Origin of the sequence: Agrobacterium sp. T29 (assembly GCF_006970545.1) — a bacterium.
Classification (GTDB): Bacteria; Pseudomonadota; Alphaproteobacteria; order Rhizobiales; family Rhizobiaceae; genus Agrobacterium; species Agrobacterium leguminum.
The window spans coordinates 963269-976337 of sequence record NZ_CP040640.1 but is presented as its reverse complement, the minus strand read 5'-3'; the positions used below and the strand labels follow the sequence as shown (position 1 = coordinate 976337).

11 protein-coding genes are annotated in these 13069 nt (G+C 59.4%); all 11 read right to left on the bottom strand.

Annotation, left to right across the window (positions count from 1 at the left end; all coding sequences use genetic code 11):
* Position 1 precedes the first annotated feature (1 nt).
* Positions 2–1309 (bottom strand): lipoprotein-releasing ABC transporter permease subunit, encoded by a 1308-nt coding sequence (locus FGF54_RS05025; RefSeq protein ID WP_003521507.1) that lies wholly within the window; start codon positions 1307–1309, stop codon positions 2–4.
* Between the two features lie 124 nt (positions 1310–1433).
* Positions 1434–2756, bottom strand: coding sequence for a proline--tRNA ligase (gene proS, locus FGF54_RS05020; protein WP_142779076.1), 1323 nt, complete (start codon positions 2754–2756; stop codon positions 1434–1436).
* A gap of 655 nt (positions 2757–3411) precedes the next feature.
* Complete coding sequence (locus tag FGF54_RS05015; protein ID WP_003521509.1) at positions 3412–3717, bottom strand: DUF1467 family protein; 306 nt, start codon at positions 3715–3717, stop codon at positions 3412–3414.
* A gap of 133 nt (positions 3718–3850) precedes the next feature.
* Entirely contained in the window at positions 3851–5518 is a 1668-nt protein-coding gene (locus FGF54_RS05010; protein WP_003521510.1) for a ribonuclease J, read from the bottom strand.
* Between the two features lie 203 nt (positions 5519–5721).
* Entirely contained in the window at positions 5722–6462 is a 741-nt protein-coding gene (locus tag FGF54_RS05005) for a biotin--[acetyl-CoA-carboxylase] ligase (RefSeq protein ID WP_035262833.1), read from the bottom strand.
* 26 nt (positions 6463–6488) lie between these two features.
* Positions 6489–7931, bottom strand: coding sequence for an NADH-quinone oxidoreductase subunit NuoN (gene nuoN, locus FGF54_RS05000; protein ID WP_142779075.1), 1443 nt, complete (start codon positions 7929–7931; stop codon positions 6489–6491).
* 18 nt (positions 7932–7949) lie between these two features.
* The gene (locus tag FGF54_RS04995; RefSeq protein WP_059762564.1) at positions 7950–9461 is read right to left on the bottom strand and encodes an NADH-quinone oxidoreductase subunit M; all 1512 of its coding nucleotides are present in this window, start codon (positions 9459–9461) and stop codon (positions 7950–7952) included.
* Entirely contained in the window at positions 9461–11458 is a 1998-nt protein-coding gene (nuoL, locus tag FGF54_RS04990) for an NADH-quinone oxidoreductase subunit L (protein ID WP_035261474.1), read from the bottom strand. Before nuoL ends, FGF54_RS04995 begins: the two co-directional genes overlap by 1 nt.
* Positions 11459–11465: 7 nt before the next feature.
* Positions 11466–11774: an NADH-quinone oxidoreductase subunit NuoK gene (gene nuoK, locus FGF54_RS04985; protein WP_003521516.1), complete on the bottom strand. Its 309-nt coding sequence runs from the start codon at positions 11772–11774 to the stop codon at positions 11466–11468.
* Between the two features lie 28 nt (positions 11775–11802).
* Entirely contained in the window at positions 11803–12417 is a 615-nt protein-coding gene (locus tag FGF54_RS04980; protein ID WP_003521517.1) for an NADH-quinone oxidoreductase subunit J, read from the bottom strand.
* A 137-nt stretch (positions 12418–12554) separates the two neighbouring features.
* Positions 12555–13046 (bottom strand): NADH-quinone oxidoreductase subunit NuoI, encoded by a 492-nt coding sequence (gene nuoI, locus FGF54_RS04975; RefSeq protein ID WP_003496449.1) that lies wholly within the window; start codon positions 13044–13046, stop codon positions 12555–12557.
* Positions 13047–13069: the final 23 nt, after the last annotated feature.

Here is a 13069-nt window from a genome sequence, read left to right as displayed (position 1 = left end):
CTTATTCGTAACGCAGGGCCTGCACCGGATCGAGCTTGGAAGCCCGCCATGCTGGAAAGATCGTTGCCAGGAAAGAGAGCGTCAGCGCCATGATGACAACGGAAATGGTCTCGCTGATATCCATTTCGGCCGGAAGCTGGCTCAGGAAATAAAGCTGCGGGTCAAACAGCACCGTGCCGGATATCCAGGAGAAGAACTGCCGGATGGATTCCACGTTGAGGCAGACGATGACACCGAGCGCCACGCCGGCAAAGGTGCCGACCATGCCGATGGCTGCCCCGGTCATGAAGAAGATGCGCATCACGGAGCCGGAGCTTGCGCCCATGGTGCGCAGAATGGCGATATCGCTGCCCTTGTCCTTCACCAGCATGATGAGGCCGGAAATGATGTTCAGCGCCGCCACCAGAACGATGAGGGTGAGGATCATGAACATCACGTTTCTTTCCACCTGCAGGGCGGAGAAGAAGGTCTGGTTCCGCTGTCTCCAGTCGGTGATATATATCTGCCGTTCGGCGGCCTGTTCCACCAGCGGGCGGATTCCGTCGACATCGTCGGGGCGGCTGACATAAAGCTCGATGGACTGCACGAGGCCTTCGGCATTGAAATAAAGCTGGGCTTCGGACAGCGGCATATAGATCATCGAGGCGTCATATTCCGACATGCCGATCTCGAAGACCCCGGATATCTTGTAGGATTTGACGCGCGGATTGACGCCCATCGGCGTCACGTCGCCTTCCGGGGAAATGAGGGTAATGTCGTCACCGGCCGTTACGCCGAGCTGGGCGGCGAGCCTTGAGCCGACGAGAACGCCATCTCCGGCCATGAAGCCAACCAGATCGCCGGTCTTGATGTTGGTGGCGACTTCCTTGACCTTGTCGATATCTTCCTGACGCACGCCGCGCACCAGCGCACCGGAACCCGCGCCGCCGCGGCCGGAGGCGAGCGTCTGGCCCTCCACCAGCGGCAGGGCCATGGTGACGCCGGGAACGGCGGCAAACTTCTTCGCCAGCTCATCATAATTATTGAAGGGCTGGTCGATCGGCTGCACGATCATATGGCCGTTAATGCCGAGAATGCGCGAAATGAGCTCGGTGCGGAACCCGTTCATCACCGCCATGACGATGATGAGCGTCGCCACGCCCAGCATGATGCCGACGAAGGAAAAACCGGCGATGACGGAAATGAACGCTTCCTTGCGCCGCGACCGCAGATAACGCCAGGCCACCATGCGTTCAAAAGCGGAAAACGGCCGGGCGGTTTTTGCCCCGGCGGAAACAGCCGCACCCTTGTCAGCCTCGGCTTGTGCCATGTCGTCTCCCTGATCTCAAACTGCAAGGCCGGTCTTTTCCGAAAACCGGCCCATATTTCTGCGGCATCTGCGTTACGAAACCGGAGCGGACTTCGGGTGAAGCCGCTCCGTCTTCAGCTCGCTCTTAGCCAAGCACCCTGTTCATCGCCGCCTCGATCGTCACGGTCTCCCGCTCGCCGGTCTTGCGATCCTTCACTTCGACTTCACCATTCGCGACCGAACGCGGGCCGACGATGATCTGCAGCGGCACGCCGATCAGGTCGGCGGTGGCGAATTTCTGGCCCGCACGGTCGTCCGTGTCGTCGTAAAGAACATCCTTGCCGGCGTTGGAGAGCGAGTAATACAGCTTTTCGCAAGCCGCATCACAGGCAGCATCGCCAGCCTTCATGTTGATGATCACGACATCGAAGGGAGCGACCGAGGCCGGCCAGATGATTCCGTTCTCGTCATGCGATGCTTCAATGATGGCGGGAACAAGGCGTGTCGGCCCGATACCATAGGAACCCATGTGGACAGGGTGTTCCTTGCCATCCTTACCCTGCACTTTCGCGCCCATCGGCTCGGAATATTTGGTGCCGAAATAGAAGATGTGGCCGACTTCAATGCCGCGCGCGGAAAGGCGCTCGCCATCGGGAATGGCGTTATAGGCGGCTTCGTCATGCATTTCGGACGTGGCGGCATAATCGGCCGTCCACTCGTCGAATACGCCCTGCAGGGCCGCAACATCGTCGAAGTCGGTGTTTTCGGCGGGAACGGCGCGATCGAGGAAGCTCTTGTGGCAGAAGACTTCGGATTCGCCGGTATCGGCCAGAATGATGAATTCATGGCTGTGATTGCCGCCAATCGGGCCGGTATCGGCACGCATCGGAATGGCGCGCAGGCCAAGGCGCTCGAAGGTGCGCAGGTAAGCCACGAACATCTTGTTATAGGAATGGATCGCGTCTTCCTTGGTCAGATCGAAGGAATAGGCATCCTTCATCAGGAACTCGCGCGAACGCATGGTGCCGAAACGCGGACGCACCTCGTCGCGGAACTTGAGCTGGATGTGATAGAGGTTCAGCGGCAGGTTCTTGTAGGACTTCACATAGGAACGGAAGATGTCGGTGATCATCTCCTCATTGGTGGGGCCGTAGAGCATCTGGCGGTCCTGACGGTCCTTGATGCGCAGCATTTCCTTGCCGTAGTCATCGTAACGACCGCTTTCCTGCCAGAGCTCGGCCGATTGCAGCGTCGGCATCAGAAGCTCGATGGCGCCCGAGCGATCCTGCTCCTGACGGATGATCCTGTTCACCTTGTCCAGCACGCGCTTGCCGAGCGGCAGCCAGGAATAGATGCCAGCCGATTGCTGCCGGATCATGCCGGCGCGCAGCATGAGGCGGTGGGAGACGATCTCCGCTTCCTTGGGGTTTTCCTTCAGGATGGGCATGAAATAACGGCTGAGACGCATGACGGCTTCCATTGATGCGGACGACAGCGCGCAAAGGCGCGGGAATCGCCCCGAATAGAGGGATATTGGCGCCGGATATAGCCGTTTCCGGCCGAGATGAAAACCCGCCATGAAAAGAGCGTTAAAGGCGATTTTGCGGTATTTTCGCGATAGCTAATTCGCGTCAAAACGCTTTGATCGGAATATTATTCTTGATCCGGTGCGACAAATTGCACCACGGAGAATTTTTTGCCGACTGTAACAAATATGCAAAAAATGAGATGACAAGCATGGGGGTTTGAGCTAGCTTTAGCTTACAAAAGAGGCAGGAAGTTTAAATTCTTGTCATTTTCGCGGTCAGTCTTGGGAGGATCAGATCTTAGGCGCGCTCGTTCGCAGCCCCGGCAACGGTTACAGATCACGCGAAACCTGGAAAACAAGGCTGAAAGGCCTTGTTTTTTTTTGCTTCTACACAAAAAACCCCGCCCCGCCGCTATATTCCGGTAAAATTATGACGGTGAATCAGGCACCGAGCACGTTCTTGCTGTGTGCACGACAGATATGACATCCATATGACAGAATCCCGCTCATATCCGCCGGAAACTGCCGCGACCATGGGCTCACCGCCAGTCTGAGTGCGCAGATGCGCGCGAACGGCGATCACATGCGCAGCTTTTCAATCGAAAACGGGAATAATTCTCGGCAGGTCATCGAGGCTGACGCCGAACCACCAGGTTCCGCCGTACCACAGCCCACAGATCAGGGCCGAGATCAGGGTCGTCCACAAAACGATCCGCCCGCCCTTGAACCTTGATGGCGCACTGGCGACCGTGCCCAGCGCCACATCGCCCTCCTCATCCTGGGTGCGCAGGCCAATCGGCAGCACGATGAAAAGCACCGTCCACCAGACGATGAAATAAACGGCGAAGGCCGAAAGAAGCGGCATGTGATCCTCCTGCACAATGGGCTTCTTGTAACGCATTCATCCGCGGATCGGAATCACTTCTCCGCAAGAAACCCTAAAAGAAAAACAGAAGGGCCGCGCTTTGCGGCACGGCCCTGGAATCATCGGGAAAGAGACAGACGCCCCGGCCGACTGCCGGGAAGCTCCCGGCTCAGACCTTGGTTACAAAAACCGTCACGATCGGCTTCTTGCCCCAGCTCTGGTTGGCGGCGGCGCGCACGGCGCGGCGCACCGCTTCGCGCAGCAGATCCAGATCCTTGCGGCGGGCACGCGGAATGCTTTCGACGGCGCCGAGCACGGCGTCATAAAGCGTGTCCTCCATCGCCTCATCCTCGTCGTCGAATTCCGGCAGGCCGAAAGGCACGACATCGGGGTCGCCAAGGAAGTCATAACGGCTATCCAGCACGACATTGACGGCCACATGGCCGGCGAAGGACAGCTTGCGGCGATTGCTGATGCCCATCTCGTCCATGTCGCCGACGAGATTGCCATCCTTGAAGACGCGGCCATGCGGCACGTCGTCGATGACTTCCGCCGGACCCGGCGCAAGGCGCAGAACATTGCCGTTGCGCACCTTCGGCACCTGCGAGATGCCGGCCTGTTCGGCGAGTTCCTTCTGCGCCACCAGATGCGCCGCCTCGCCATGGACGGGCACGACGATCTGCGGCTTCGTCCATTCGTACATCTTTAGAAGTTCGTTGCGGCGCGGATGGCCCGAGACATGCACCAGCGCCTCATTGTCGGTGACGATATGGACGCCCTGCTCGATGAGGCCGTTCTTGATGTCGATGATCGCCTTCTCATTGCCGGGGATGGCGCGCGAGGAAAACACAACGGTATCGCCGGAAGCCAGCGCCACGTTGCGCATCTCGTCACGCGAAAGCTTGGCGAGTGCGGCGCGCGGCTCGCCCTGCGAACCGGTCAGGATCAGCACCACCCGGTCGCGCGGAATATAGCCATATTCGTCTTCGGCGAGGAACGGCTTGATGCCTTCCATGATGCCGAGATCCTGCGAGACGTTGACGACGCGCTTCAGCGACGAGCCGAGCAGCAGCACTTCGCGGCCGGCTGCTTCCGCGGCCTGCGCAATCGAGCGGATGCGACCGACATTGGAGGAGAAGGTGGTGACGGCCACACGACCCTCGGCATTTTCGATGATCTGCCGCAGGCCTTCGGAAACCTCGTGTTCGGACGGCGATACACCATCGCGGACCGAATTGGTGCTGTCGCACATCAGCGCCAGCACGCCTTCTTCGCCGATGGCGCGGAAACGGGCTTCATCCGTCAATGGACCGAGCGACGGGGCTTCGTCGATTTTCCAGTCACCGGTGTGGATGACATTGCCGAGCGGCGTGCGAATGACCAGCGACATCGGCTCCGGAATGGAGTGGTTGACGCCGACCGCCTCGATTTCGAACGGACCGACATTGATGCGGTCGCCCGCCTTGAAGATCGTCACGGGAATTTCGGCGCGCGTGCCCTCATAGGCGCGCTTGGCTTCCAGCATGCCGGCGGTGAAAGGCGAGGCATAGACCGGCACGTTGAGGCCGGGCCAGAGATCGTTCAGCGCGCCATAATGGTCTTCATGGGCGTGGGTGATGATGATGCCCTTGAGGTTCTTTTTCTGCTCGGCGATATAGCTGATGTCAGGCAGTACCAGATCGACGCCCGGCAGATCCGGGCCGGCGAAGGTTACGCCGCAATCCACCATGATCCATTGGCGCTTGCTTTCCGGCCCGTAGCCGTAAAGCGCCAGATTCATGCCGATTTCACCCACGCCGCCAAGCGGCACAAAGACCAGTTCGTCCTGTTTAGCCATTGTTTTTCTTATCCATTCACGAAAGCACGCAGGCGACGGCAATTGGCCGCGCCCACCGCGCTCTTAAGCATCGGACCTGTTGAACCATCTGATCGACCGGGCCGATGCGGAACCGGTTTGTCACCCTGCTTTTCATGAGCCGCAGGAAAGCTCCAACCCGTCGAAAGCGGTTCGGCGCGGGCCTTCGGGTCGCGCCGTTCACCTCATCCGAAAAACACGTCGCCGGCGGCAATCGAGCGCCTTGCGCCCTCATCCTCATCCAGCAGCAGATAACCATTATCATCAATCCCGACGAAACGCCCGCCAATCGAACGGTCCGGAAAGTTGACGGTGATATGTTCGCCGATACCGCAGGCGGCGGCACGCCAGCCAGCCATGATGCCGGCAACGCCCCTGCCCTCGTCCCAATCCCCCAGCACCTCCGCCGTCTCACGGAAAAGATGGGCGAACAACTCGTCGGGCGAGCAGGACGCACCATGTTCGGAAAGCATGGTGACGGGGTAAAGCGGATTTTCCGGTTTATGGGCGATATTGATGCCGATGCCGATGACGATGGCGCGTCGGCCATCCGGCAGCAGCTCCGCCTCCATCAGAATGCCGCAGGTCTTGCGGCGTCCGATCAGCACGTCGTTCGGCCATTTGATTTCGAGCGGCTCACCACCCGTCGGCAGCACCGCGCGGATGGCGCGATAAACAGCCAGCGCGAAGGCAAGCGGCAGGGACCCTATACGGTCCATCGGAGCGGGATCGATCAGAAGAAGCGAGGCGTAGAGATTGCCGGGTTCGGAGACCCATGGCCGGCCACGACGGCCGCGTCCGCCGGTCTGGCGGATGGCGGTGATCCACAGATTGCCGCCATCGCCCGCCCTTGCCTGGGCGAAACATTCCAGATTGGTCGATGGCGTTTCCGCCATCGCCTCGTGCCGGAAGTCATCGATGGACATCCGGCCCGTATGCTTGTGTGTGCTACTCAAAAGAAGGTCTTCGCCGCAACTGTCACCGCGTTGCCGAGTGCACCGCCGAAGACGATGAAGGCCACGGTAAAGAAGGCCGAAAGCGCATAAACCACTTTGAGTTCGCCCGACGGACGCTCGAATTTGTCCTTGGCCTCATCGAACCACATGACCTTGACGACGCGGATGTAATAATAAGCGCCGACAACCGAGCCGATGACACCGATGATGGCGAGCGGATAGAGCTTCGCCTCGATGGCAGCGAGGAAGACGTAATACTTGCCGAAGAAGCCGGCGAGCGGCGGGATGCCGGCAAGCGAGAACATCAGGATCGTCAGCACAACCGCCATGAAGGGGTTAGAGGACGAAAGACCGGCCAGATCCTCGACAGTCTCGACATTGCCGATTTCCTTGCGGCGCATGGAGAGAATGCAGGCGAAGGTGCCGAGCGTCATGACCATATAAACGGTCATGTAGAGGATGACGCCGGCAACACCGGCTTCGGTGCCCGCAGCAAGACCGACCAGCGCATAACCCATGTGACCGATGGAGGAATAAGCCATCAGGCGCTTGATGTTCTTCTGGCCGATTGCGGCAAAGGAGCCGAGCAGCATGGAGGCGATGGAGATGAACACGACGATCTGCTGCCAGTCGGCGAAGACCGGCTGGAACGCCTCGATGACGATGCGAACGAGGATCGCCATGGCGCCGATCTTCGGCGCAGCCGACAGGAACGCCGTTACCGGGGTCGGCGCACCTTCATAAACGTCCGGCGTCCACATGTGGAACGGCACGGCCGAAATCTTGAAGGCGAGACCGGCGAGAACGAAGACCAGACCGAACACCAGACCGAGGGAACGGGTTTCCGAGGCCAGAACCTGCGCGATTTCGGTGAAGCCGGTATTGCCGGTGAAGCCGTAGACCAGCGACATGCCATAAAGCAGCATGCCGGAAGACAGCGCGCCGAGCACGAAATACTTCAGGCCCGCTTCCGTGGAGCGCAGGCTTTCACGGTTGATCGCGCAGACGACGTAGAGCGCCAGCGACTGCAGTTCCAGCGCCATGTAGAGCGAGATCAGGTTGTTGGCCGAGATCATCAGCAGGATGCCGAGGGTCGCAAGAACCAGCAGCACCGGATATTCGAAACGGCCGATGGGTTCGAAACGGCCCTGACCGACGGCGAGGATCATGGCGGTGATGGAGCCGATCAGCGCCAGTACCTTCATGAAGTTGCCGAAGGCATCGGCGATGTAGACACCGCCGAAAGCCACGCCCGAAGCGGGGGCAAAGATGATCCAGAGACCGACGACGAGCAGGAGGGCAACGGCAAGGCCGGTGACCGTCGTTGTCGACTTGTCGCCCGAGAAGACGCCAATCATGAGCAGCGCCAGCGCGCCGACCGCAAGGATCAGCTCGGGCGTCGCAATGTGCAGACTGGCAAAAAGGATTTCAGCGGTCATGTCCAACGGGTCCTGTCGTCAATTCATAGAGAGCGCAACATTTTGCGCCGCCTGCAATGCAGCCGTATAGTTGTTTACCAGAAGATCGACCGATGCGGCTGTCGCATCGAACACCGGCGCCGGATAGACGCCGAAGAAGATCGTCAGCACAACCAGCGGATAAAGGATGACCTTTTCGCGGGTCGACAGATCGAGCATCGACTTCAGGCTTTCCTTCTCCAGCGCACCGAAGATCACGCGGCGGTAAAGCCACAGCGCATAAGCGGCCGAGAGGATGACGCCGGTTGCCGCAAACAGCGCGACCAGCGTGTTGGCACGGAATACGCCGATCAGCGTCAGGAATTCACCGACAAAGCCGGAGGTGCCGGGCAGACCGACATTGGCCATGGTGAAGATCATGAAGGCGACGGCATATTTCGGCATGTTGTTGACGAGGCCGCCATAGGCCGCGATCTCGCGGGTGTGGAGGCGGTCATAGACAACGCCGACGCAGAGGAAGAGCGCGCCCGAGACGATACCGTGCGACAGCATCTGGAAGATTGCGCCCTGCACGCCCTGAACGTTGGCGGCGAAGATGCCCATGGTCACGTAACCCATGTGGGCGACGGAGGAATAGGCGATCAGCTTCTTGATGTCGTCCTGCATCATCGCCACCAGCGAGGTGTAGATGATGGCAAGAACCGACAGCGTGAAGACGAAGGGGGCGAAATAGTCAGACGCCAAGGGGAACATCGACAACGAGAAGCGGATGAAACCGTAACCGCCGAGCTTCAGCATGACGCCGGCAAGGATGACGGAACCTGCGGTCGGCGCCTGCACGTGGGCATCCGGCAGCCAGGTGTGCACCGGCCACATCGGCATCTTGACCGAGAAGGCGGCGAAACAGGCAAGCCACAGCCATGTCTGCATGCCGGCCGGGAAGCCGTATTTCAGAAGTTCCGTCATGTCGGTCGTGCCGGCCTGCCAGTACATGGCCATGATGGCGAGCATGGTCAGAACCGAGCCGAGCAGCGTGTAGAGGAAGAACTTGTAAGATGCGTAGACGCGATCCTTGCCGCCCCAGACACCGATGATGATGAACATCGGGATCAGCGTCGCTTCGAAGAATACGTAGAAAAGAACCGTATCCAGCGCCACGAAGACGCCGACCATGACGACTTCCAAGAGCAGGAAGGCGATCATGTATTCCTTGACGCGCTTCTCGATCGAATCCCAGCTTGCCAGCACGCAGAAGGGCATGAGGAAGGTGGTGAGGATGACGAACAGCATGGAGATGCCGTCGACGCCCAGATGATAGGCGGCGATGTTGCCGAACCAGGCGTGTTTTTCCACCATCTGGAAACCGGGGTTCGAATTGTCGAAGCCGATCCAGACGAACAGCGACACCAGGAAGGTGAAAACGGTCGTCAGCAGCGAGACATTGAGAATGTTGCGGCGACCGTAGGGGCCGTTCTCATTCGTCAGCAGCAGGAGCACCACGCCGACGAGCGGCAGAAAGGTGACCGTTGAAAGAATGGGCCAATCGGTCATCAGAGGGCACTCCCGAGCATCATCCAGGTGACAAGCGCCGCGATGCCGATCAGCATCGCAAAGGCATAATGATAGAGGTAACCGGATTGCAGACGGACCATGCGGTTGGTCACGTCAACCACACGCGCTGCAATGCCGTTCGGTCCATAGTGGTCGATGACGGCGACGTCGCCCTTCTTCCACAGGAAGCGACCGAGCGCCTTTGCGGAACGAACGAAGAGGAAGTCGTAGAGTTCGTCGAAGTACCACTTGTTCAAGAGGAACTGGTAGAGGCCGCGATGGGTCTCGGCCAGACGCTTCGGCGTCTCCGGCGACTTGATATACATGTACCAGGCGGTCACGAAACCAAGCGCCATGGCGAAGAACGGGCTCCACTTCACCCATAGCGGAACATGGTGGAACTCTTCGAGAATCTCGTTTTCCGGAAGCGTGAACAAAGCGCCCTTCCAGAACTCGGCATATTCATGACCGAAGAAATAACCTTCGAAGGCCACACCGGCAAAGATCGCACCGACGGTGAGGATGAAGAGCGGGATCAGCATGACCATCGGCGATTCATGCACATGGTGCATGACGTCGGCGGAAGCGCGCGGCTTGCCGAAGAAGGTCATGAAGGCCAGACGCCAGGAGTAGAAGCTGGTGAACAGGGCCGCGATGACCAGCAGCGTGAAGGCGACGCCCGAGAGAACCGAATGCGAAGCATAAGCGGATTCGATGATGACGTCCTTCGAGAAGAAGCCGGCAAAACCGATCATCGTGCCCGGAATACCAACGCCGGTCAGCGCCAGCGTGCCGACGGTCATGGTCCAGAAGGTGATGGGGATATGCTTGCGCAGGCCGCCCATGTAACGCATGTCCTGCTCGCCATCGACGGCATGGATGACCGAGCCGGCGCACAAGAACAGCAGGGCCTTGAAGAAGGCGTGCGTGAAGAGGTGGAACACGGCAGCGCCATAAGCGCCGACGCCGAGCGCCACGAACATGTAACCGAGCTGCGAGCAGGTCGAATAGGCGATGACGCGCTTGATGTCGTTCTGTACGAGGCCGACGGTTGCCGCGAAGAAGGCGGTGATCGCACCGATCAGCGTCACGACGGTCAGCGCATCATGCGACAGTTCGAAGAGCGGCGACATGCGGGCGACGAGGAAGACGCCGGCGGTGACCATGGTTGCGGCGTGAATGAGGGCAGACACCGGGGTCGGGCCCTCCATCGCGTCCGGCAGCCAGGTGTGCAGCAGGAACTGCGCCGATTTACCCATGGCGCCCATGAAGAGCAGCAGGCACACGCCCGTCATCGCATTGGCCTTGTCCAGCTGCATGCCGAACAGGTTGATGACGGTTTCCGAGGAGGCAGCGCCTTCAGCCGGCAGATAGGTCGCAGCGGCAGCGAAGATCGTTTCGAAATTGATCGAGCCGAACAGCACGAACACGCCACCAATGCCGAGAATGAAGCCGAAGTCACCGACGCGGTTGACGATGAAGGCCTTCATGGCGGCAGCCGATGCGGACGGCTTCTTGAACCAGAAACCGATCAGCAGATAGGACGCCAGACCCACGCCTTCCCAGCCGAAGAACATCTGCAGCAGGTTGTCGGAGGTCACCAGCATCAGCATGGCGAAGGTGAAGAGCGACAGATAGGCGAAGAAGCGCGGACGATGCGGATCGTGGTGCATGTATCCGATCGAATAGAGATGCACCAGCGTCGAGACCGTGTTGACGACGACGAACATGACGGCCGTCAGCGTGTCGATGCGGAAGGCCCATTCGACGTCGATGCCGCCGGACTGGATCCAGCGCAGCACGGTGACCTTGATCACCTCACCCGGCTCGCCATGGGCGAGCGCGACGGTGAAGAACACGATCCACGACAGGATGGCGACCACGATCATCAGACCGGTCGTGACATATTCCGAAGCCTTGGCGCCGATGGAGCGGCCGAACAGGCCGGCGATCAGGAAGCCGATCAGTGGAAGAAAGACGATAGCCTTGTAGATCATAGCCTTATCAGCCCTTCATCATATTGACGTCTTCGACGGCGATCGATCCGCGGTTGCGGTAGAAGACAACGAGTATTGCAAGACCGATGGCCGCTTCGGCGGCTGCGACGGTCAGAATGAACAAAGCGAAGACCTGACCGACGATATCGTTCAGGAAGGCCGAGAAGGCCACCATGTTGATGTTGACCGCAAGCAGGATGAGTTCGATCGACATGAGGATGACGATGACGTTCTTCCGGTTGAGGAAGATGCCGAAGACGCCGATCGTGAAAAGGATCGCGCTGACCGTCAGGTAGTGGGAAAGACCGATTTCCATGTTCTGTTTCCTTGGATCCGTTCGCGCCTCAGATGCCCTGGCCCGGCTTGACCTTGACCGTGGTAACGGCAGTCTTCGGGTCGCGGCCGACCTGCGTGGAGATATCCTGCCGCTTGATGTCGGTGCGATGACGCAGCGTCAGCACGATGGCGCCGATCATGGCCACCAGCAGCACAAGGCCGGCGAGCTGGAAGAAGTAGACGTAATTGGTATAGAGCACGTCGCCGAGTGCGGCCGTATTGGTGCGTTCGGTGACAGGCGGGATCGGCATGGTGATGGACTTGGCCGCAATCGGGTTCAGCATGCTGCCACCGACCACGACGATCAGTTCCGCCGCCAGGATGACACCGATCAGCGCGCCGACCGGGGCATATTGCAGCACGCCCGAGCGAAGCTCGGCGAAATCCACATCCAGCATCATGACGACGAAGAGGAAGAGCACCGCCACGGCGCCGACATAAACCACCAGCAGGATCATGCCGAGGAACTCGGCGCCCGTCAGCAGGAACAGCGCGGCTGCGTTGAAGAAGGTCAAAATCAGAAACAGCACCGAATGAACAGGGTTCTTCGATGCGATGACCATGAACGCAGACGCCACGGCGACGAAAGCGAATATATAAAAGAATACAGCGTGCAGACCCATGTTGGTGCCTTCTTGTCCTCATCGGGCAAAGATGGCTCGAAGGCCCCTCACCCGTTTCGTCCCCGCCGGCGAAAACCGCGCAGGCATTTTACTTTTTCATCACTTTCCGGGGTCTCCCCCGGAAAGACGGTTGCACCTTAACGGTAAGGTGCATCCAGTGCGAGGTTGCGCGCGATTTCACGCTCCCAGCGGTCGCCATTGTCGAGAAGCTTCTGCTTGTCGAAATAAAGCTCCTCGCGGGTTTCCGTCGCGAATTCGAAGTTCGGGCCCTCGACGATGGCATCGACCGGGCAGGCTTCCTGGCAGAAACCGCAATAAATGCACTTCACCATGTCGATGTCGTAACGCACCGTGCGGCGGGTGCCATCATTGCGGCGCGGGCCGGCCTCGATGGTGATCGCCTGAGCGGGACAGATCGCCTCGCACAGCTTGCAGGCGATGCAGCGTTCTTCACCGTTCGGATAACGGCGCAGCGCGTGCTCGCCACGGAAGCGCGGAGAGACCGGACCCTTTTCGAAAGGATAGTTCACCGTTGCCTTCTGTTTGAAGAAGTGGCGCATCGTGAGTAGGATCGCGCCCACGAACTCCTTGAGGAACAGTGAATTGACGGCTTGGGAAAGGCTTGCCATCTCAGTCTCCAGATTTCTGAGCG